The 21,160-nt window shown below is 45.7% G+C and carries 19 protein-coding genes; 14 read left to right on the plus strand and 5 right to left on the minus strand.

The window, feature by feature from the left end; all coding sequences use genetic code 11:
• Positions 1 to 343 precede the first annotated feature (343 nt).
• The 7 genes from ACOV1R_RS02750 (at position 344) to ACOV1R_RS02780 (ending at position 7,030) form a co-directional block, all read left to right on the plus strand.
• The gene (locus ACOV1R_RS02750) at positions 344 to 1,621 is read left to right on the plus strand and encodes a PTS sugar transporter subunit IIC (RefSeq protein ID WP_016511220.1); all 1,278 of its coding nucleotides are present in this window, start codon (positions 344 to 346) and stop codon (positions 1,619 to 1,621) included.
• 9 nt (positions 1,622 to 1,630) lie between these two features.
• Positions 1,631 to 1,897 (plus strand): hypothetical protein, encoded by a 267-nt coding sequence (locus ACOV1R_RS02755; protein WP_011100934.1) that lies wholly within the window; start codon positions 1,631 to 1,633, stop codon positions 1,895 to 1,897.
• Positions 1,894 to 2,988 carry a DUF871 domain-containing protein gene (locus ACOV1R_RS02760; protein WP_016511221.1) on the plus strand — a complete coding sequence of 365 codons (1,095 nt, stop codon included), beginning with the start codon at positions 1,894 to 1,896 and terminating at the stop codon, positions 2,986 to 2,988. Before ACOV1R_RS02755 ends, ACOV1R_RS02760 begins: the two co-directional genes overlap by 4 nt.
• Positions 2,981 to 4,099, plus strand: coding sequence for an amidohydrolase/deacetylase family metallohydrolase (locus ACOV1R_RS02765; RefSeq protein ID WP_015379700.1), 1,119 nt, complete (start codon positions 2,981 to 2,983; stop codon positions 4,097 to 4,099). Before ACOV1R_RS02760 ends, ACOV1R_RS02765 begins: the two co-directional genes overlap by 8 nt.
• Before the next feature lie 69 nt (positions 4,100 to 4,168).
• Entirely contained in the window at positions 4,169 to 5,269 is a 1,101-nt protein-coding gene (locus tag ACOV1R_RS02770) for a DgaE family pyridoxal phosphate-dependent ammonia lyase (RefSeq protein WP_097557968.1), read from the plus strand.
• Positions 5,260 to 5,994 carry a 2-dehydro-3-deoxy-phosphogluconate aldolase gene (dagF, locus tag ACOV1R_RS02775; RefSeq protein ID WP_011100938.1) on the plus strand — a complete coding sequence of 245 codons (735 nt, stop codon included), beginning with the start codon at positions 5,260 to 5,262 and terminating at the stop codon, positions 5,992 to 5,994. The genes ACOV1R_RS02770 and dagF overlap by 10 nt, the downstream gene beginning before the upstream one ends.
• Positions 5,995 to 6,007: 13 nt before the next feature.
• Entirely contained in the window at positions 6,008 to 7,030 is a 1,023-nt protein-coding gene (locus ACOV1R_RS02780) for a sugar kinase (protein ID WP_217203147.1), read from the plus strand.
• Positions 7,031 to 7,193: 163 nt separating this feature from the next.
• Here the strand turns inward: ACOV1R_RS02780 and epsC are convergent, their stop codons facing one another.
• The 4 genes from epsC to map all read right to left on the minus strand — a co-directional run bounded on the left by epsC (position 7,194) and on the right by map (position 11,213).
• On the minus strand, positions 7,194 to 7,736 hold the full coding sequence (gene epsC, locus ACOV1R_RS02785) for a serine O-acetyltransferase EpsC (protein WP_016511223.1): 543 nt from the start codon (positions 7,734 to 7,736) through the stop codon (positions 7,194 to 7,196).
• 4 nt (positions 7,737 to 7,740) lie between these two features.
• A complete protein-coding gene (locus ACOV1R_RS02790) occupies positions 7,741 to 8,886 on the minus strand; it encodes a trans-sulfuration enzyme family protein (protein WP_097557967.1) in 1,146 nt (381 codons plus the stop codon).
• An 11-nt stretch (positions 8,887 to 8,897) separates the two neighbouring features.
• Positions 8,898 to 9,809, minus strand: coding sequence for a PLP-dependent cysteine synthase family protein (locus tag ACOV1R_RS02795; RefSeq protein ID WP_015379705.1), 912 nt, complete (start codon positions 9,807 to 9,809; stop codon positions 8,898 to 8,900).
• A 612-nt stretch (positions 9,810 to 10,421) separates the two neighbouring features.
• Positions 10,422 to 11,213, minus strand: coding sequence for a type I methionyl aminopeptidase (gene map / locus ACOV1R_RS02800; RefSeq protein WP_003641837.1), 792 nt, complete (start codon positions 11,211 to 11,213; stop codon positions 10,422 to 10,424).
• A 361-nt stretch (positions 11,214 to 11,574) separates the two neighbouring features.
• Between map and pnuC the strand changes: the two genes are divergently transcribed.
• The 7 genes from pnuC to ACOV1R_RS02835 all read left to right on the plus strand — a co-directional run bounded on the left by pnuC (position 11,575) and on the right by ACOV1R_RS02835 (position 20,027).
• Entirely contained in the window at positions 11,575 to 12,363 is a 789-nt protein-coding gene (gene pnuC, locus ACOV1R_RS02805; protein WP_003641839.1) for a nicotinamide riboside transporter PnuC, read from the plus strand.
• Between the two features lie 198 nt (positions 12,364 to 12,561).
• Positions 12,562 to 12,840 (plus strand): DUF2089 family protein, encoded by a 279-nt coding sequence (locus ACOV1R_RS02810; protein WP_003641840.1) that lies wholly within the window; start codon positions 12,562 to 12,564, stop codon positions 12,838 to 12,840.
• The gene (locus ACOV1R_RS02815; protein ID WP_003641841.1) at positions 12,833 to 13,120 is read left to right on the plus strand and encodes a hypothetical protein; all 288 of its coding nucleotides are present in this window, start codon (positions 12,833 to 12,835) and stop codon (positions 13,118 to 13,120) included. Before ACOV1R_RS02810 ends, ACOV1R_RS02815 begins: the two co-directional genes overlap by 8 nt.
• Before the next feature lie 315 nt (positions 13,121 to 13,435).
• Positions 13,436 to 14,155, plus strand: coding sequence for a trehalose operon repressor (treR, locus tag ACOV1R_RS02820; RefSeq protein WP_003643703.1), 720 nt, complete (start codon positions 13,436 to 13,438; stop codon positions 14,153 to 14,155).
• A gap of 24 nt (positions 14,156 to 14,179) precedes the next feature.
• Positions 14,180 to 15,823 (plus strand): alpha,alpha-phosphotrehalase, encoded by a 1,644-nt coding sequence (gene treC, locus ACOV1R_RS02825; protein WP_016511225.1) that lies wholly within the window; start codon positions 14,180 to 14,182, stop codon positions 15,821 to 15,823.
• Positions 15,824 to 15,839: 16 nt separating this feature from the next.
• Positions 15,840 to 17,837 (plus strand): glucose PTS transporter subunit IIA, encoded by a 1,998-nt coding sequence (locus ACOV1R_RS02830; protein WP_016511226.1) that lies wholly within the window; start codon positions 15,840 to 15,842, stop codon positions 17,835 to 17,837.
• Positions 17,838 to 18,056: 219 nt separating this feature from the next.
• Positions 18,057 to 20,027: a glucose PTS transporter subunit IIA gene (locus tag ACOV1R_RS02835; protein WP_217203145.1), complete on the plus strand. Its 1,971-nt coding sequence runs from the start codon at positions 18,057 to 18,059 to the stop codon at positions 20,025 to 20,027.
• Positions 20,028 to 20,068: 41 nt separating this feature from the next.
• Here ACOV1R_RS02835 and ACOV1R_RS02840 read toward each other — a convergent pair whose 3' ends face one another.
• The gene (locus ACOV1R_RS02840) at positions 20,069 to 20,851 is read right to left on the minus strand and encodes a hypothetical protein (protein WP_097557965.1); all 783 of its coding nucleotides are present in this window, start codon (positions 20,849 to 20,851) and stop codon (positions 20,069 to 20,071) included.
• Between the last annotated feature and the right edge of the window lie 309 nt (positions 20,852 to 21,160).

A 21,160-nucleotide genomic window follows, 5' to 3' on the forward strand; every position in this document is an offset into this window, starting at 1 on the left:
TCCAACCAACAAGTTTAAAATACGATTGGGTTTCACTATTTTTTACATCATAACATTATAATGTTATGATGTTTGCCAAAAGGAGGGAACGCCATTCTGAAAATAATACGTGAATTTTGTCGAAACCAGCACTGAATCTGTTCCATGAGAAAGTAAATATGGGGTGGAACGGATGTTGATTATTAGCTCAGCGACCGTAGCAGCATTGGTTGGTCAGGATTGCTGATGTTGCGTAATTAACAATACACTCATTGGTAAACTCATGAAAGGAAATGTACAAACTTTCTTGGCGCGGAGGCTCCTAAGACTTCTACGCATACCATATTTGTATGACTGGTGTAATATGGATAACTTTATCAACATGTTAAATGCTAAAGTTTTGCCAGTAGCGAATAAAGTCGGCACGCAGCGGCATATGACCGCGATTAGAAAAGGAATTATCTCAACGCTGCCATTAACGATTGTCGGCTCGTTCTTTACCATTCTCAATAATATGCCGATTGAAGCGGTGGCTAACTTTTTGGCGCCTTACGCTGAAATTTTGGACGTGCCGTTTCGTTATACGGTTGGAATCTTGGCCTTGTACGCAACGTTTGGAATCGCATCTTCACTTGCCGAAAGTTATCAGTTAGATAAATTAACTAATGGTGTTTTAGCCGTCTTAGCATTTCTCGTGTCGACCGCAGTACCAGTTCACGTGACTATAAATGTTAGCGGTGTCATTAGCAGTGGGCGATACATTAACATTGCTAACTTGAGTGCCTCGTCGTTGTTCGGCTCGATTATTACGGGATTATTGACGGTAGAAATTTTTCGTTATTTAAAGAATCGCAATATTACCATTAAAATGCCAGAAGGGGTACCACCAGAAGTTTCTAATTCCTTCGTAGCCTTAGTCCCAGCTGCCGTTATCCTAGTGTTGTTTTGGGGCATTCGCTATCTTTTGGACTTTAATATTTCCTCATTTTTAAGCACGCTACTGATGCCCCTCAAAGGTGTTTTGGTAGGCAATAGTTTGTTTGGTGGTCTACTGACGATTTTTCTCATTACTGGATTTTGGACATTAGGGATTCATGGGGCTGCGATTATGGACCCCGTTATCCGGCCGTTCTGGGAAATGTCGATTGCCCAAAATATGAGCGAGTTCACTAGTGGCACGAGCGCCCATAATCTGTCGACCATTTTTACTGAACAATTTTTGCAATGGTTTATTTGGATTGGTGGAGCCGGAGGGACGTTAGCGTTGGTTGTGTTGTTTATGTTTTCTAAATCGACCTATTTGCGCGATCTAGGCAAGTTGTCCTTGTTACCCGGTCTGTTTAATATTAACGAACCGATTATTTTTGGGGCACCCATCGTGATGAACCCGATTCTAGGGATTCCGTTTATTATTGGTCCTTTAATTACTGGAAGCTTAGCTTACGTGTTGACAATCACCGGCGTCGTTCCGATGATGATGGCCAGGTTACCGTTTACTGTTCCGGGACCACTCGGTGCGTTTATTAGTACAAATTGGAGTGTTCCGGCGCTGATACTCTCTTGTGTTAACTTTGTCATTGACCTTGTTATCTATTATCCGTTTTTCAAAGTGTTTGAGAAGCAACAGCTTAGCAAAGAATAGAGGGATAGCATGTTTGGAATATTGATATTAGCAGCATTCGTAATCGGCAGTGAATGGTTAGTGAGTCGGGGGGTGATGCCAGCATATTTGATCAAAGCACGAACGGGTCAGACTTTGTGGCGTGCTTTACTGAGTATCCTTGTAACGGTCGGGCTAGTCGGCTGGCTTCATTTACCAGCTGTGATTGCCATAGTAGTGACGATTTATTTTGCAACAATTATTGCGAACCGCTACCTGCAAGTTTTTGAAGCAATGGAACGGGGGAAACGCGGATGACGAAGCGGACATTAGGAATTTCGTTGTACCCAGATCACAGTGTCTTTGAACGCGACCAGGCTTATTTAAAGGTCGCTGCCAGTTATGGGTTTACGCGACTGTTCGTCAGTATGTTGGAAGTACAAGACGGTAAAGAACGAGTTACGGAGAAATATCAGCGGATTATTCAGTCGGCGCATCAGCTGGGCTTCACCACGACCCTGGATGTGTCCCCGAATATTTTTGACCAACTAGGTGTGTCCTATCAGGATCTAAGCTATTTTGCGTCATTAGGAGCGGATGCAATCCGATTAGACGCCGGCTTTGATGGGCATCAAGAAGCCTGGTTATCGTATAACTCACAGGGACTTAATCTTGAACTGAACATGAGTAACGACGTTGAGTATTTGTCTAATATTTTGTCATACAGTGCCAATCGACCGTTTCTTTATGGCTGCCATAACTTTTATCCGCAACGTGGAACGGGGTTGCCCTTTGATTTTTTCGTTGCGTGTTCACGCCGGTTCAAACGAGCTGGAATTGAAACGGCAGCGTTTGTCACGGCGCCAGGCGCAACAATCGGTCCATGGGATATCAATGATGGCTTACCGACTTTAGAGATGCACCGTGACTGGCCGCTACAAGTACAAGTACAGCACCTCTTTTCGACAGGATTAATTGATAGTGTGCTCATTGGTAACGCCTATGCGAAGCAGGAAGATTTGCAAAAGCTCGGCGCGCTTAACCGCTATCAAATCACGTTTGCGGTGACCCCTAGTGCGGACATCCAGCCCGTAGAACGCCAGATCTTACTCGATAATTTGCACGAGCGGCGTGGCGATATCAACGATATAACGATTCGGTCAACAGAGGTTCGCAAACGCTATCATGATTTTAATCGTGTCAACGATGACCGGCACACTTTTCAACGCGGTGATGTTGTGATTGGCAATGAGCAGTTCGGTAAATATCAACATGAATTACAAATTGTGCAACAGCCACACACAGATACTCGGAAGAATCTGGTGGCAACGATCAATCCTGACCAACTCGTATTATTGGATGCAATCGGGCCGTGGGCGAAATTTTCCTTTGAGGTCGCTCATGACTGAGTTATATATTCATAATGGCCGAGATGTTAGCGGTGCGCCCGTGGCAGTTTTAATCACTGACGGAGTCATTGCGGAAGTGGGGACTGAACTGACTGTCCCAGTCGGCTGTCCAACTTTGGATGCCCAGGGATGCTATATTACAGCTGGCTGGATTGATGATCATACGCACTGCAATGCGCACGCGGCGCTTTATTATGACGACGCCGATGCAATCGGTTATCGAACGGGTGTGACCACCGTTATTGATGCGGGCTCCACCGGTGCGGATAATGTGGCTGATTTGTACCAGCAGGCGCATCGGGCGGCTACTAATGTTTATGCCTTGCTTAATATTGCGCGTACGGGCATTGTGGCTCAAGATGAGCTGGCCGATTTGAACCAGCTTTCATTTTCAGCCCTACGAACAGCGATTCAACGTTATCCAGACTTTATTGTAGGACTGAAAGTACGGGTCAGTAAATCAGTAGTTGGCGACAATGGTGTCGAGCCACTCCGAGTAGCGAAACAATATCAAGCGGATCTGACGGCTCAGTTGCCGTTAATGGTTCATATTGGTAGTAATCCCCCTGAATTGGCGGCAATCATCGCGTTAATGCGGCCTGGCGATGTCTTAACACACTGTTTTAACGGCAAGCCGAACGGTATTGTGAATTCCACGGGTGAAGTCGCACAGTATGTTCGGAAGGCGTATCAAAAGGGCCTTATTTTTGATGTCGGTCATGGGACCGATAGCTTCAGTTTTCGAACAGCAGCGCTTGCCCGTACCGCACACCTATTTCCACAAACATTAAGTTCAGATATTTATTATCGTAACCGTCTGAATGGACCAGTTTATAGTCTGGCAGTTTGTGTGGAAAAGCTACTATTGCTAGGATATCGGCTTGAGGAAATTATTCCTATGATTACCACCAATCCGGCACGTATTTTCAAATTAACCCATAAGGGGCAGCTTTGTCGGGGTTACGATGCTGATCTTACAATCTTTCAGACAGTGACGGCTCCCCAGGTCGTTGTTGATTCAACGGGAGAAGAGCGAATTGCGCCCACCCAAGTCATACCCACATACAGTGTTATTGCCGGAAGGGTCTACACGTGTGGTGTAGACAAGTGAAACTAATTATGACGAAAGGAAACCGTGCCATCGGTGAGATAGTTACTCACTGGGGACGTTAGTGAATACATGGATATTTATGAGAAATACGGGTTGAATCCCGTAATTAATGCGGATGGGAAGATGACGATTTTAGGCGTTTCTCAAGTCAGTGATCAAGTTGCGGCCGCCCAAAAGCAGGGCGCCCAGAACTTTTTTGAAATGGCCGAACTGACCGTTCAGACGGGTCGTTATTTGGCAGATTTAATCGGCAGTGAGGACGCGTTGATCGTCAATTCTGCTTCGGCCGGTATTGCGCAAGTGCTGGCCGGTATTATTGGTCGTGGTAACGCCTATCATGTGACTCATCCATATACAACGCAGATCACGCAACGGGAGGTTATCATGCCACTTGGACATGATGTTGATTATGGGGCCCCTGTTGATGTGATGCTCGCGGTTGCGGGAGCCCAACCCGTGTTGGCCGGTTATGCTAATCGATGTACGGCTGAGCAGTTGGCAATGCAGATCACGCCACAAACGGTCGCAATCCTTTACATTAAGAGTCACCATACTGTTCAAAAGAGCATGCTAACGATTGCGGATGCCCTGCAGGTGGCGCATGATCATCATTTACCGCTGGTGTTAGATGCAGCGGCAGAAGGCGATCTTCGTCGGTATTTACAATTAGGCGTGGATGTTGTGATTTACAGTGGCGCTAAGGCAATTTCGGGGCCGGCATCTGGGCTGGTTCTAGGACGTCAAACGTACGTCGAATGGGCACGACAACAGAACTACGGTATCGGTCGGGCCATGAAGATCGGTAAGGAAAACATTCTTGGTTTGGTAGCTGCCGTCGAACAATATTTAACAACCGGTCCCGAGAGTGGCGCATCGATGAAAGCCCGCTTAGCCCCCTTTATTGCGGAATTACAAACGCTACCGAATGTCCAGGTTGAAATGGTTCAAGACGGCGCTGGGCGTGATATTTTTAGAGCGAGTGTGCGGATTGCTGAAGCGGCCAAAATCTGTCAGGCGTTACGGCAAGGTCGACCAGCCATTTATCCACGAGAATATCGTGTTAACGAAGGACTGATTGAATTTGATATCCGCGCTTTGACAAGTGCTGAAATGACACAAATTGTTGAACGATTACGAACCATTATTGAGGAGGAAAGCACATGCAACTGACACCTAATTATTTACCAAATGGGATTTGTTTGAACGTATTGGCTAATTCAGTGACGAACGCGGAAGCTTGTTATGCAGCTGCGGAAGGACACGTGGTGTTGGGTGTCCTCACGAAAAACTATCTGAGTGATGAGTCTGCCATTACTGATATGCGGCGTTACCAAGCCGCAGTGAACAATGCAGTTTCGGTTGGTTTAGGTGCTGGTTCACCGCAACAAAGTGCAATGGTGGCGCGAGTTGCCGCAGAAATCCAGCCACAACATGTTAATCAAGTCTTCACTGGTGTGGCGACTAGCCGGGCGTTGCTAGGTCAAGCCGATACTGTGATTAATGGGCTAGTCGCGCCGAGTGGTGAAGTCGGTTTGGTCAATGTGGCAACGGGGCCACTTAGTTCGCAGTCAGCAAAAGCGAATATTCCCGTTGCAACCGCAATTACAATGCTCAAGGATATGGGCGGGACGTCACTGAAGTACTTTCCAATGCAAGGAACGGCTCACCTAGAAGAATTTAAAGCAGTGGCTGCGGCGTGTGCTGACAATGAATTTGGTCTAGAACCAACCGGTGGACTGGATCTCACTAATTTCCAACAGATTGTACAGATTGCGGTCGCCGCTGGGGTACGGCAGATTATTCCCCATGTATACAGTTCGATTATCGATGCAACTACTGGTGAGACGCAACCGGAAGCGGTCGCCCAATTGCTGACGATAATGAAACAATTCTAATGGGCGGTGACTTATGAAAATCCTAGCGTTTGGGGAAGTGTTACTTCGCTTGACTGTGCCCGAACATTTAATACTGACACAGACTGATGAGCTGAGAATGAGCACCGTTGGCACTGGCGTCAATCTATTAAGTAGTTTGACACACTTCGGTTATCGCACGCGACTACTGAGTCGTCTACTAGACAATGCACTTGGTCAACGAGCAGCGGGCGAACTTCGACGATATGGCATTCAGGATGACTACGTTACCTTTGGTGGACAACATATGGGTGCTTATTTCGTCGAACTTGGGTACGGGTCGCGGCCGGAGCGGGTCACTTATCAGGACCGGCTCAGTAGCGCATTCTGTCAGCAGCCTCCTGATGATCAGGAAATTGCGGCGGCGTTGGTTGGCTGTCAGTTTGTGCATATCTGCGGTATCACGCTGAGTCTGACTGCGCCAGTTCGCCAAGCCGCGCTACGGTTAGCACAACAGGCTCATGCGAACGGACAACGCGTTTGTTTTGATTTCAATTATCGTCAGCAGCTCAATACGGGAGTCGCCCATGAGACGCTTAAAGCGCGATATCAGGAAATTCTGCCATATGTGGATATTGTATTTGGGAGTAAACGAGACTTGACGGCGTTATTAGATTATCCCGATGATGAAGATCGCACTCAATCTGCAAATCGTGAATCCGAGGCAGCACTCTATGAACAATTTGTGCGTGATTATCACATTGACTATTTTGCGGGAAGTTATCGTTATCAAGTTGGCCAGCAAAAGTGGTTTGCTGGTTTTAGTTATCAGCACCAACAACTAGTTGTCGGCAAAGCTCGGCCATTGATGATCTTGGATAGAATCGGTAGTGGTGACGCCTTTGCAAGTGGCATTATTACTGGCCTGATTGAGGGGTGGTCACTACAAAAAACAACGGATTTTGCAATTGCTACGGCGATACTAGCGCAAGCGACAGTTAATGATGCGCCCGAATTCACTAAAGAAATGGTTTTGGCGGATATGGCTAGTGACGGACAATTAGAACTAATTCGCTGATGACGGTGGTTGTCACTTGATAAGCAACATGAAATTAATGAATTTTCAAAGTAACGTAAAAACGTACTTATAAAATCAATTTTGATTTTATAAGTACGTTTTATTGTTGATACAATAACTGATACCAGCAACCGGTTATTATAAGCTGCAGTTTTGATAAGAATCAAGCTTGATTGCTGGTTGCTTCATGATAAGCATGTAATTGAGTGGCAACTAGATGGGCCGGGTTACCGACCGCAGTAACGTGGGCGGGAACGCTGTCTAAAACAATCGCACCAGCACCAATTTTACTGTTGGCGCCAATCTTAATAGGGCCCAAGAGTTGGGCGTGGGCACCAATGAAAGCGCCGCGACAAACATAGGGATGCCGGCGCCCAGCTTGTTCGGTTTTACGTGCGCCTAAAGTGACGCCGTGTAAAATTGTAACGTCGTCTTCAATGACCGCCGTTGCACCAATGACAGTACCAATACCATGGTCAAAGAAGACCCGGTGACCAATTTGCGCGGCCGGGTGAATCAGAATCCCGGTACGCCGGGCCGCATGTTGGCTCAGCAAGGCGGCCAATAATGGTAAACGGTGTGTTTCAAAATAATGGGCAACCCGGTACCAGGCGAGCGCGTGAATACCAGGATAGGTCAACATAACTGTCCGCAAATTGATCGCGGCGGGGTCACGATTGAGAATGGCACGAGCCGTCTGAAACACCAGCTTAATCTGCCTGAATGCTAGCGAACCCGCGCTCAAGGTCTGCTAACAAATCGTCACTGGCTTCAACACCGACTGATAAGCGAATCAGCTCGTCTTTGATGCCATTCTGTAGCCGAATTGTGCGTGGGATGGCACCGTGAGTCATTAAGGCTGGAATTTCAATTAAACTTTCCAATGCTCCGAGACTTTCGGCGAGCGTGATGACTTGTAAATGTTCAACGAAGGTCTGGGGGTTCATTCCTGGTTGTAATTCAAACGAGATCATTGCGCCGAAGCCATTCATCTGTTGCTTGGCAATCGAAAAATCGGGATTATCAGGATCGCCTGGATAGTAAATCTTAGCAACTGCTGGGTGAGACTTTAAGTAAGTAAAGATTTTAGCGGCATTATTCAGGTGGGCTTGCATGCGCAATGCCAGAGTCTTCATACCACGTTGTAATAGCCAGCTTTCTTGCGGGGCCAAAATACTACCGATGGCATTTTGCAAGTAGCCGATTTTTTCGCCAAGTGCTGGCGTCTTGGTGACAACCAAGCCACCGATAACATCACTGTGACCACCGAGATACTTGGAAGCACTGTGTAAAACAATGTCAACGCCTAAATCCAGGGGCTTCTGGACGTATGGGGAGGCGAAGGTGTTGTCGATGATACTCAGTAAATCGTGTGCTTGCGCGAGCTTCGCAATGGCAGCAATATCCGTAATGTGTAATAACGGGTTCGTCGGTGTTTCCAAATAAATCGCCTTAGTTGTGGGGGTAATTGCGGCTTCAACGGCGGCCAAGTCACGCGTATCTACGGCTGTAAAAGTCATGCCAAAGTGTTTCAAAACGGCGTCGATCAAGCGGAAGGTGCCACCGTAGACATCATTTCCCACAATAATGTGATCACCAGCCGAGAATATTGAGAAGACGGTATTAATGGCAGCGGAGCCAGAAGCAAATGCGAAGCCAGCGCTGCCATGTTCGAGGGTGGCAATTAATGCTTCGACGGCGGCCCGGGTTGGATTTCCCGTCCGTGAATATTCGTATTGATTTTGACCGATTTTTGTTTGGCGGAAGGTCGAGGCCATGTAGATGGGTACCGAAGTCGCGCCAGTAGTGGCGTCCTCACTGATACCACCGTGAATTAATTGGGTTTCAAATTTCATTGTTAAAGTCCTCATTTCGTATAGATTTTTTGGCTCAGATAACGCTCACTACTGTCTGGAAAGATGGTCACGATATGACTATTGGCAGGCAGGTTGGTGGCAAGTTGTAAACTAGCGGCTAGCGCAGCGCCGCTAGAACTGCCAATCAGTAAACCGTGGTCACGGGCTAGGTGTCGAACTTGGGCAAAGGCATCATCGTCCGCGATGGTCAGTGTCTGATCGATGCGAACCTGATCGAAAAATGGTGGGATGAATTCGACGCCGATTCCCTCAGTACGATGTGCGTGAGCCGGTCCACCATTTAAAATGGAACCTTCTGGCTCAACGACTACGGCTTTGGTTGCTGAATCTTGGGCTTGAAGATAAGCCGCTACTCCGGCAAATGTCCCACCGCTACCGGCTCCAGCGACGAAGGCGGTTATAGGTGCAGGCATGTCCGCCAGAATTTCTGGTGCCAGTGTGTGGTAATAAGCCGCGGGATTAGCCGGATTCTTGAATTGCATGGGGACGTAACTGTTGGAAATCGTTGCGGCTAGTGCCTCAGCTTTGCGAATGGCACCTTTGATTCCTTCCTCGCTAGGTGTATGAACAATTTCAGCACCCAATGCTTGCATTAAAACTTGTTTTTCCATACTGAACTTTTCTGGGACGACTAAGATGGTACGTAGGTGGTGCGCTTGAGTTGCTAAGGCTAAACCAATTCCGGTGTTACCAGCAGTTGGTTCAATAATCGTTGTCTTGGCGTTAACCCGGCCCCGTTGCAAGCCGTCTTCAATCAGATAGGCTCCCAGCCGGTCCTTAATACTGCCGCCGGGGTTGAACATTTCAAGCTTGGCATAGATGTGACTGTGATTTGGAACCTCGATGGGTAACGCCATCAGGGGGGTGTGGCCGATAAGTTCTTGAACGTGCTGAATGAGCATATAAATTCCTCCAATCGCTGCGGTGGGGTGCCAAAAGCGACAAAAAAGGCGCGAGAATTCGAATGAATTCCTCGCGCCCAGTACAATATCCAGCCATGCTGGACATTGATTTTTAGGATGACACTCCTCAAAAAGTCAATGCTTAACAGGCCGAACATCGCGATAAGCGCGCAGTTCGGCAACAACAGTTATTCAAAGCACTACTTGTTAATTGAGTCATGTCTGATCCTCCTCTGGATTAATTGGGACTAACTATACAAGATGATTTTGAGCGCGTCAAGTGGTGAATGACGATTTGCAATAAGCGGTAAAAGATGAAGATTGGCTGAGAACGTTATTGAATCAGCGTTAGTTTTGCCAAACGGTTGTCATTAAAATAAATATATTAGGTGGTTGAATCAGTTGATTGTGACCGAGGATAAAGATGTTAAAATTTATCCAATATCAGTTTTTCATGTCTTATAATCAAGACGTTTTCCAAGACACATATAACTAGTTTTATTCTGACAATAGCTAGTGAACGTGCTGTTGATAATAACTAAAACAATCCCACCCTGATTAGCAAGTGACTAAACTAGGGTGGGATTGTTCGTGATTATAATTTAAATGATATTACTTATTCCATAAGTATTTAGCATCAAAATCATTATCGAATGATGATAAAATCTTAGGACCGTCATCGGTAACGACAAGGGTGTGCTCGTATTGGCAGCTAAGACTGCCATCTAAAGTGCGAACAGTCCAACCGTCATCGGCAGTTTCGCCAGAACGCCAGTCACCAATATTGACCATTGGTTCGATAGTAATGGTCATACCAGCTTTTAGACGGGTGCCGTGACCAGCTTCGCCATAATGTGGAACATCAGGCTTTTCGTGCATCGTCGGTCCAATACCATGACCAATGTATTCGCGTACAACGCCGTAACCCATTTCGTTTTCAGCGTAATTCTGAATAGCCCAGCCGATATCACCAATTCGGTTGCCAACAACGGCTTGGTCAATACCGAGGTATAGCGCTTTATGGGTCACTTCCATGAGTTTTTTAACTTCGGGTGATGGTGTACCAGCAACAAAGGCGTGGCAAGAGTCACTAAGGTAGCCATGGTAGTTAATAACGGTATCAACTTTTAATAAGTCTCCATCTTTGACCAAGATATCTTTACTAGGACAGCCGTGACAAATCATGTCATTGACGCTGACACAAGTTGAGTACTTATAACCTTCAAAGTTGAGTTCGCCAGGAGTAGCGTCGTGTGCAACGATGTATTCGTAGGCAAAGTGGTCAACATCCCAAGTCGTAATTCCGGGCTTGATGTAGTCTTCAAGGGCGTGAAACAGGCCAACCATGATGTCACCGGCAGCTTGCATCCCTTTGATTTCGCGATCTGATTTAAGCGTAATCATGAGGTTCCTCCAAAAAAATTAATTATATTGTGATGCTAAAAGTTTGTTCCTCTCCAGTATACTGCAAGCATTGTATTGCGACAAAACGCATTGTTTTGACCTGATATTGACAACGCTATCAGTAGGCCGAAATCAAAAAAATATAAAAAAATCAGCACGCCAAAAATACCAAATTGCCGGGGCGCAGTTGGATTAATTGTAAACAATTCAATATAAATTTGGAATTTTACCCTTTTCATCGGCCAAGATAATGATACAATATATTGTGTTGTTTCAAACGGAAACACTACATGTAGTAGTGTGACGTGACTGGTTGGCCAACTAGACACCTACAACCGCATATGAAAACGGAAAGAGGAGCATGATTTTGAGTAATTATTTTAAATTCTTATCACACCAACTAAAAGGTTGGCCACAACAGAACTACTATCTATTCTATTTTAGCCTAGGATGTCAAGTAATGACGTTAGTAAGTGCGCCAATTACAGCATTGTCTATTTTAACATTTATTGGGACCACTTTGGGTGTTCTTTGTGTGTTAGCCATTAATGCGGCTAAGTCAGTCAATGGATTATTAGGCGTCATCTCCGCCGCTTGCTTCATCGTAGTTGGTTTTTCAGCTAAGAACTATTTAAGCATTGGGGAACAATTAGCCTACGTCGTAACGCTTGATATTCCAGTACTATTAAGTGCTAATTGGAACGTCAACATGGTTTCAAAGATTCGGAAGTTTACGGGTAAGACGTGGATCGTCGCAATTGTCGCAACTTTAGTTGTTTATGCCATCTCCGGCTATCTTATTGGTGCCTTAACTGATGATCCCCGGCCATGGGTCGATGCCATTAGTTTTGCGATTTGTTTAACGGCCGGCGTTATTTGCTTCCTCCGTTACAACAACCAGTATTTCTGGTGGATTGCCTCTGGTTTAGCACAAATGGTCCTCTGGTTCATCTCGTTCCGTCAAGGTTCGGCGACACTAGCAATGTTCATTAATAGTTCCGTTTATCTGATGAACGATGTCTTGGCTTTCACTGTTTCACCTTGGTATAACAAACATGAACGCGCTCGGTTGATGGCCGAAGAACAAGCAGCTAGTGATGCAGCTAGCGCGGATGCTAGTGATAATCAGGCATTTGGATTGAATCACTAAAGGTCAGCTAATAAATTTACTGAGACTAGTAGCGTTAATATTCTAAATAAGGCGAGTACTGTAATTCTTTTGGATTAGAGTACTCGTCTTTATTTGAATAGCTCCGGATTGTATCAGTTATCAAATATATGATTTTTTATTGACATTATAATAAACAATGTTAAAGTTTAATAAACAATATTAAAAAAGAGGGATGCTATGGACTGGTTTGTGAATTTAGAACGTGAGGATCAGGAATTTGTTAAACAATTGGTTATTGCCTCAGGTTCTCTAAAACAACTCGCTAAGATTTATCAAGTGAGTTATCCAACCGTGCGAATGCGGTTAAACACGATTATTCAAAAAATTAACTTTATTGAGGACAACGGTGCAAATACGTTTGAAACGAAGGTTATGAAATTGGTAATCGATGAGAAATTATCGTTAGAGGTAGCAAAACAGATTATTACTGACTTTAGGGAGGAACAACATGAGTGATTTTAAAGGAATTCTGATTGGTATGTTGGTCGTTGCAGTGCTCTATATGTTAGATCGATACTTACCAAGGTGGTTTGGGGCAATTCCGGGAGCTGGCTTTTTAGGCTTTATTATTTACATTGTTTTTACAAAAGAGGTCTCTTTATTATCAATAGTAACCGTATTGTTAGTTGGCGAAGCCGTGCTGAATGGTATCTGGATAGATGCACTCGTGAACCGAAAGAGAAAAATGAAAAAAGAAGTAGCAACAATGAAAGCGAAAGATTTATTGCGAAAATAGTAATATTAATGAAATCATCAGATATAGAATCGACATTGGTTGGAGATTGCTGTTAGCGCTCTGCGAATGTCGATTTTTTATTATGGTGCGGACTATCCTGCTAGTTCAACCAATACTGTATAGGTGTTGGCACTTATTATGAAGCAGTTATTGAATACTGAAATATAAGCTCGGATTTTGTGAACTCTAGACATGTCTAGACCTGATCTGGCTGGTATAATCTACAAATTTAATTGGGTTATTATTTAAATATTGACAACTTGTCTAAACAAGTCTATATTCATAAATGAAAACGATAACAAAGGGGTGGTTGCCGTGAATAAAGCGGCCTTAGTTTATCAAGATTTGCTCCAGAAAATTGATGCGGAGGTTTACCCGATCGGGAGTTATTTGCCGAGTGAACATCAACTTTGTGAGCTATATGGGATTTCACGTGAGACTGGGCGCAAAGCATTAGCGACATTGGCTGAGGATGGCTATATTCAAAAAATTCGTGGTAAAGGGTCCATTGTGATTGAGCATCGACAGTATGAATTTCCAGTTTCTGGCATTGTGAGTTATAAAGAGTTAGCCGAAAAGTTACACATTAAGACGCAAAATATTGTTTATGACTATCAACCGGATGCAACGTTACCGGTTGCTGACTTTACGTCACTTGGTACCGAATTGACGGAAGCGCCAGTGACGGCCATCAAACGAGTCCGAGTGATCGATGGCGAACCAGCTATTATTGATAAGGATTATATTTTGAAATCGATCGTTCCGAAAGTTCCCAAGCAAGCGGCGGAAGACTCACTGTACGCGTATTTTGAAAATCAGCTTGGGTTGACGATCGGTTACGCGACGAAGGAAATTACGATGGCGCCGGCAACTGATGAGGACCGCGAACACCTCGCTATTAGTAAGGGCGCCTATGTGGCAGTTGTTCGAAGCGTGACGAGCCTCACGGATGCGCGAGCGTTCCAGTATACGGAATCACGACACCGGGCGGACCGCTTTAGTTTCCGCGATTTTGCTCGGCGAACTAAGAAATAAGATCTGGCATGAGAGGGATAGCGCATGAAATTATCAGAACAAGTGATTTATCAGATTTATCCGAAGTCGTTTTACGACAGCAATGGCGATGGCGTCGGTGATTTACGAGGTGTTATTGAAAAGATCGACTACCTCAAAAAGTTGAATATTGACATGATTTGGTTTAATCCGTTTTTTGTCTCACCACAAAATGATAACGGTTACGATATTGCAGATTACTACCATATTGACCCCATGTTTGGCACGATGGCTGATTTTGAAGAACTCGTTGCAAAGCTGAAGGCAAATGGTATCGGGGTCATGTTGGATATGGTTCTTAATCATACTTCAACTGAACACGAGTGGTTTCAAAAGGCTTTGGCGGGTGATGAGAAGTATCAGAAGTTTTACTATCTCCGTCCTCCCAAGGCTGATGGTAGTCTACCGACCAATTGGGAATCTAAATTTGGTGGTCCGGCCTGGGCGCCGTTTGGTGATACTGGTTTGTACTATTTACATTTATATGATCCGACTCAGGCCGATTTGGATTGGCATAATCCGGCCGTACGACAAGCGTGTGCCGCCGTTGTCAATTTCTGGCGGCAAAAGGGCGTGCAGGGTTTTCGTTTCGATGTCATCAATGTTACCGGTAAAGCTGAGAAGTTGGTGGACGCACCTAAGGGGGTCCCTAGCAAGACGTTGTATACTGACACCCCCGTTGTTCATGATTATTTAAAGGAATTGAACGCGGCAAGCTTCGGCCAGGATGTAGATAGCGTCACAGTGGGGGAGATGTCTTCAACAACCGTTGCGAACAGTGTTGGTTATACTAATCCGGCTAATCACGAACTCTCAATGGTCTTTAATTTCCATCATTTGAAGACGGATTATGTTGATGGACGGAAGTGGTCCCGAATGGCCTTCGACTTCCCACGATTGAAGCAATTATTAGATAGTTGGGCCAGTGGAATGGCAGCTGGTGGTGGCTGGCAGGCTTTGTTTTGGAATAATCATGATCAGCCACGAGCGCTGAATCGCTTTGGTGACGCCGGTCGTTATCGTGTCAAGTCCGCTGAAATGCTGGCGACGGTCATTCACCTCTTGCGTGGAACACCGTTTATCTATATGGGTGAGGAACTCGGCATGACTGATCCGGACTATGACAATATGGCTGATTACGTGGACATTGAGGCATTAAATGCTTATCGGGCTTTAATTCGTAGTGGGTACAGTCATCACGATGCGTTTACGATCGTTAAGACCAAGGCGCGCGATAACTCGCGGACGCCGATGCAATGGGATGATAGTGCCAAGGCTGGTTTCACTACTGGTAAACCGTGGTTGACACCGACTAATCAGGCGACGATTAACGTGGCCCATGAATTGGCTAGTGGCGAGATTTTTGACTATTATCAACGGCTCATTAAGCTAAGAAAAACGATGCCGATCGTCGCGGATGGTGGCTATCAATCGTGGCGCTTAGATGATCCGCAAGTCTTCGGCTATTGGCGGACATATCGCCAACAAAAGTTATTAGTGCTTAATAATTTTTATGGTCAGCCAACAACGGTGACACTTCCGGAAGAAATGGTCGGTGCACAGGTGTTACTTTCCAATTATCAAGATGTTAATGTCACAGCACAATTGACGATGCAACCCTATCAAGCGGTTGCGCTGTTGTTAGGTTAAGAATGGAGGAATGGGTATGGCAAAGGCACAAACAGTAACAATTTTGTCGCCGGTCAATGGGGACGTTATTGCGTTAAATAAGGTTAAAGACCCGGTCTTTTCAGCCGGTATGATGGGACTGGGCTTTGGCGTTCAACCTTCAAGTGGAGAAGTTGTTGCACCAGTCAGTGGTCAGGTCACGATGGTGGCTGAGACGAAACACGCGATTGGGTTCACAACGCCTGATGATCATTTGGAAGTATTAGTGCATCTCGGAATCGACACGGTCGACTTAAAGGGTGCCCCGTTCACGGTCAAAGTGGCCGCGGGCGATGATGTTCAGGCGGGGGACGTGATTGCCACCATGGATTTAGCTGCTATTCAAGCCGCTAATCGTCAGACCACAGTGATTTTAGCAGTGACTAACACTAGTGATAAATTAGAATCGTTGGACGTCGTTACGGGGGCAAAAGCTGCCGGTGACGTGACAGCTACGGGCCGTCTGAACGCCAACACATTTAATGCTAAGCGGCAGAATCGATTACCAAAAGCGGGTAAATATGATCAGTTAGCCGCAGACATCGTGGCTAATGTTGGTGGTGCCGGGAATATTAGTAGTTTGATTCACTGCATTACCCGCTTACGTTTTTATTTAAAAGATGAAAGTAAAGCAAATGATGACGTCGTGCGGGACTTAAAAGGGGTCGTCGACGTAGCAAAAGCAGGCGGACAATATCAGGTCGTGATTGGTCCTGCTGTCACGGATGTCTATGATGCAGTTATCAAGCAAATCGGGCCAGAATTTTCAAATGATTCGGAGACGGCTAAAGCTGTTGCTGAGACTGCCGCAGCAGCTCAGCGGCCAACGACGCCGTGGGGCAAAGTTAAATGGGGTATCAGTAATTTAATTGGTGTTATCACGGGTTCAATGATTCCCGTCATTGGATTATTAGCAGCCTCTGGTATTTTAAAGGGAATTCTTGCGTTACTGAAAACATTCAAGTTAGTTAGCCCGACCGCACCAACGTACGTGATTATTAATGCGATGGGCGACTCGGTCTTTTACTTCCTGCCAATCTTCGTCGGTTTTACGGCTGGTAAAAAGTTAGGGGCAGATCCGGTGATCATGGGAATCATCGGTGGGGTGCTGACTTATCCAGCTATTGTAACGATGGCAAGTGGTAAAGCGACGAGTACGCTTTTAGGAATGGGGATCAACGCGAACTTCTTTGGCTTGCCCGTACACGTTGCCTCGTATACGTATTCAATTTTCCCGATGATTGCGGGGGCCTGGTTAGCAAGTAAGTTGGAACCATGGTTAAAACGAGTGATTCCAACGGTATTACGAATGATTTTTGTGCCATTATTTGAAGTTGTGATTGTTTCCGGTGCGATTCTATTATTCCTTGGTCCAATTATTACTGTGCTTTCAACGGGATTGGCAAATATTATTGTGTGGGTCTACAATTTGAGCCCTGCGATTTCTGGCTTAATCATTGGTGGCTTCTATCAAGTATTGGTGATCTTCGGGTTGCACTGGGCGGTTATTCCGATTGTGGCCAACGATATTGCAACGACGGGTCACAGTTACTTGAACGCGATTGTTTCAGCGACGATGGTTGCCCAGGGGGGCGCAGTATTCGCAATCGCCTTAAAGTCAAAGCTGGCTAACATTCAAGAACTTGCTTGGCCAGCAACGATTTCAGCCTTCTGTGGTGTTACCGAACCAGCCATGTACGGGATCAACTTGAAATATGGTCGGGCCTTTGTGACTGCCAGTATTGGGGCGGCAGTTGGTGGCTTCTTGACCGGCTTGATGAATGTCAATATGTGGGGCTTTACGGGTTCACTAATTGGCTTCACGTCCTTTGTTAATCCGAAGGGCTTGGACTTTAGTTTTTATGGTTTCTTGATTGCATCCGCAGCCACGATTGTCGTGTCCTTCGCCTTAACTTGGATGTTTGGTTTTAAGGATGAGGATGCAAATGCAGTTAAAGTAGCGCCTAAAAAGCGACACTTAGGTGCAACCGCCTAGTTAATGGCGACGTCAAATAATTAATCAACGTTAGGATAAACAAGTATTTTTCCGATTCGGAAAAATGCTTGTTTTTGATATTTAGTCGCCCTAACGAAGTGATGGTAAGTGATGGAGATTGGTCTAATTGTGATGATAGAATTTTAATGGATCATGATTGGACGTGAGACGGTCGTCTTAAGGATTTTTGAAGGTTAGGTTAAGGGTTTTACATGGGGGATGATGATTATGGGAAAAATCGATGAAGTATCCATTTTAGCACCAGTTACTGGTCAAGTATTGTCATTGGCAACGGTTCCGGATCCTGTTTTTGCGGTGGGAAGGGTAGGGCCGGGATTTGGTGTTCAGCCGACAGCTGGTCACATCTTGGCACCAGTTAGTGGTCGAATCACAGTAGTCGCAACAACCAAACATGCAATTGGCATGGTGACTACGACTGGCCTCGAAGTGTTGGTACATCTGGGTGTCGATACGGTGGCACTCAATGGGGCACCGTTTGAAGTTCACGTGAAGGTCGGTGATGAGGTGACGGCTGGCACACTATTAGTCGACATGGATTTAGCTGCTATCGAGCAGGCCCACAAACCGACCACGGTGATCATTGTCGTGACGAACGCTCAGCTGGTACTCACTGACTTGACGCTAGCCCCACTGCCACAAGCTGTCGCGGCCGGTGCAGTCGTCGCAACGGCTCACTTGATAACAGTGACAACAACCGCGTCACCGGTAGTGGCAGCGGTACCGCAGTCAACGACGCGTTACTCGGCATTAGCCACGGCAATTGTAGCTAATGTGGGCGGGCAACAAAATATTAATAGCGTGATTCATTGCATAACACGGTTGCGATTTTATTTGAAGGATGAAGCACTAGCGCACGATGCGGTTATTGCGAACTTGGACGGCGTCATTGATGTTGCAAAGGCCGGTGGTCAGTATCAAGTTGTGATTGGTCCGGCAGTCAACGATGTTTTTGATGCAGTGATCGCACAACTAGGGCCTGAATTTGCGGACGGAGTGCCAGTACCACCGGTTCAGGAGGCATCAAGTGACGTTAATTGGCTAAGCCACGTGCGTAATGGCATTAGTGGTGTCATTGGTGTTATGACCGCGGCAATGATTCCGGTGATTGGCATTTTGGCAGGTTCAGGGATTTTAAAAGGAATCTTGGCCGCGTTAACGGGCTTCAAAGTCTTGGCGGTCACGAGTGGGACGTATATGGTATTTAACGCGGTAGCTGATGCAACGTTTTACTTTTTACCAGTTGTCCTAGGCTTTACTGCTGCCAAAAAGTTAGGTTCAGATCCAATCGTGCTGGCGATTGTCGGTGCTGTTCTTATCTATCCAAGTCTGATAACGGCAGCTAGTAAGGGAGCCACGGCCCAAATCACGTTCTTAGGTGTTCCGACGCATTTAATGTCATATTCGGCATCCGTGTTCCCGATGATTGTGGCTGCATGGCTAGGCGTGTACGTTGAGCGGGGGTTAAAACGAGTTGTTCCGCTGTATTTACGGAGCGTCTTTATTCCGATTATCGAAGCCCTGATTTTGGCGATAGTGGTATTAGTGGTGGTCGGTCCCTTAATTACGATTATCAGTAAGGGCTTGGCCAACGGTTTGGTCGCCGTCTATAATTTTAGCCCGGCCTTATCAGGATTGGTTATTGGTGGTTTATACCAGACGATGGTCATTTTCGGGCTCCACTGGGGCATTATTCCCATTGTGATCAATGATATTGCGACGAATGGGCACAGTTATTTGAATGCAATCCTCTCGATTACAATGGTCGCTCAGGGTGGTGCGGTGTTGGCCGTCTTCTTAAAGTCTAAGGATAAGCACCTAAAGGAGATCTCACTGGCAGCTGCAATTTCAGCCTTTTGTGGTGTTACCGAGCCGGCGCTATACGGGGTCAACTTGAAATACAAACGGGTCTTTGTCGTTGCTAGCATTGCGAGTGGTCTAGGTGGCTTACTGACCGGTCTGTTACGCGTTAATAACTATGCTTTGTCAGGGTCGTTGATCGGTTTCCCCGCGTTTATCACCCCGGGTGTCGGCATCGGGTCAAATTTTTATGGTTATTTGATATCCCATTACGGGACACTAGTGATTGCAACGATGTTAGTTTATGTATTTGGCTTTTCGGATAAGTTGTTAGGTCCTAAGGAAAACTTAAAAGCGACTAATAATCAGTAACTAAAATAAGGCTCCTGCTGAACGTAGCGGGGGTCTTATTTTTATGAACTAATCGCTTGCAAGCGTGCTTGTTGTCGAATCGCTTCAACATAAATGCGGACAAAGTCGGTGCCATACAGGACTGCTAGTTGTTGTTCCAGATTTGGTGTGGGTGGCAACACCTTTAGCAAGGGTCGAATCCATTGATTGGTGGGCAATAGTCGCAATAGATGGTGGCTGGTGAACTGTGAGAATAGGAGATTGCGGCCGAAGTATTGTCCAAGATGATTTTGGAAAGCTGGTTGCTTAACTGGCACCAGTTGGAGACTACTGTTATTCATGTTGCCTAGTAACAATTTGGCCTGACCAAAGTCGTCACGAAGGTCAAAATGCTGATTCTTGTAGGCCTTAGCGATTTCAGGTGCTAATTGGACCAACCAAATGAGCTGATGTTGTTCCAAATGCAGAATCAAGCGCAGTGTCATAATATCAGTTGTCGTGAGTTGATAACTGTATTGTTGCAGAGTGGCTGGTGTTAATTCTTGACACAAGGTCCGTTGAACGGCGTCAAAATTACCAGCCTCCCAACTAATGGTTAATTGATCATGGTTCGTCAGCCATAGCAAATGATCCGCGATCCGCAAGGTCAAAAAGCGCGGGGCAGCCGTCCCCGGCGTCTTTATCATTAGTAGCCAGTAAGAGCTGGCACTAGAACGCGCAAAATTGCGTGCTAAGACGTGCGCACAGGTTGGCAAGGCTAATTGGACAGCCAATTGTAAGCGTCGCCGGTCAGTAGCAGTATTAACAAACTGGTGTGGGTCGTGTGTGATTCGTCGTTTTGCCATAGACATCCCTCCCTCATTAATACACTACCTTAATTATAGGCCAAAAAACGTGGTGTGGCGCATTGAATGTTTGGTTTTAATGATAAACTGTTGTGGATTAGCTTCTCGGTAATTTATATGGATTGCGACATAAAAGGCACGAGTGAATAAATGACAAATTGCAATGATAATTACCGCAATATGGGCAAGTTATTGCGTGATATATGCATTTCGCTTGTTTTAAAATGGCAAATTCTATAATTAATCCGAACAGAAATTAAAAAGCCCAAAGCAATCACTTACAATGGTAGTAGCTAATTCCAACCAAAT

It is taken from the genome of Lactiplantibacillus sp. YT640 (assembly GCF_049745435.1).
Taxonomy (GTDB): Bacteria; Bacillota; Bacilli; order Lactobacillales; family Lactobacillaceae; genus Lactiplantibacillus; species Lactiplantibacillus plantarum.

What these genes read in the sequence shown, in the direction of transcription:
- ACOV1R_RS02750 (WP_016511220.1), top strand. Translation starts at nt 344, where the DNA reads ATGGATAACTTTATCAACATGTTAAATGCTAAAGTTTTGCCAGTAGCG.
- ACOV1R_RS02755 (WP_011100934.1), top strand. Translation starts at nt 1,631, where the DNA reads ATGTTTGGAATATTGATATTAGCAGCATTCGTAATCGGCAGTGAATGG.
- ACOV1R_RS02760 (WP_016511221.1), top strand. Translation starts at nt 1,894, where the DNA reads ATGACGAAGCGGACATTAGGAATTTCGTTGTACCCAGATCACAGTGTC.
- ACOV1R_RS02765 (WP_015379700.1), top strand. Translation starts at nt 2,981, where the DNA reads ATGACTGAGTTATATATTCATAATGGCCGAGATGTTAGCGGTGCGCCC.
- ACOV1R_RS02770 (WP_097557968.1), top strand. Translation starts at nt 4,169, where the DNA reads ATGGATATTTATGAGAAATACGGGTTGAATCCCGTAATTAATGCGGAT.
- dagF (WP_011100938.1), top strand. Translation starts at nt 5,260, where the DNA reads ATGCAACTGACACCTAATTATTTACCAAATGGGATTTGTTTGAACGTA.
- ACOV1R_RS02780 (WP_217203147.1), top strand. Translation starts at nt 6,008, where the DNA reads ATGAAAATCCTAGCGTTTGGGGAAGTGTTACTTCGCTTGACTGTGCCC.
- ACOV1R_RS02790 (WP_097557967.1), bottom strand. Translation starts at nt 8,886, where the DNA reads ATGAAATTTGAAACCCAATTAATTCACGGTGGTATCAGTGAGGACGCC.
- ACOV1R_RS02795 (WP_015379705.1), bottom strand. Translation starts at nt 9,809, where the DNA reads ATGCTCATTCAGCACGTTCAAGAACTTATCGGCCACACCCCCCTGATG.
- map (WP_003641837.1), bottom strand. Translation starts at nt 11,213, where the DNA reads ATGATTACGCTTAAATCAGATCGCGAAATCAAAGGGATGCAAGCTGCC.
- pnuC (WP_003641839.1), top strand. Translation starts at nt 11,575, where the DNA reads ATGATTTTGAGTAATTATTTTAAATTCTTATCACACCAACTAAAAGGT.
- ACOV1R_RS02810 (WP_003641840.1), top strand. Translation starts at nt 12,562, where the DNA reads ATGGACTGGTTTGTGAATTTAGAACGTGAGGATCAGGAATTTGTTAAA.
- ACOV1R_RS02815 (WP_003641841.1), top strand. Translation starts at nt 12,833, where the DNA reads ATGAGTGATTTTAAAGGAATTCTGATTGGTATGTTGGTCGTTGCAGTG.
- treC (WP_016511225.1), top strand. Translation starts at nt 14,180, where the DNA reads ATGAAATTATCAGAACAAGTGATTTATCAGATTTATCCGAAGTCGTTT.
- ACOV1R_RS02830 (WP_016511226.1), top strand. Translation starts at nt 15,840, where the DNA reads ATGGCAAAGGCACAAACAGTAACAATTTTGTCGCCGGTCAATGGGGAC.
- ACOV1R_RS02835 (WP_217203145.1), top strand. Translation starts at nt 18,057, where the DNA reads ATGATGATTATGGGAAAAATCGATGAAGTATCCATTTTAGCACCAGTT.
- ACOV1R_RS02840 (WP_097557965.1), bottom strand. Translation starts at nt 20,851, where the DNA reads ATGGCAAAACGACGAATCACACACGACCCACACCAGTTTGTTAATACT.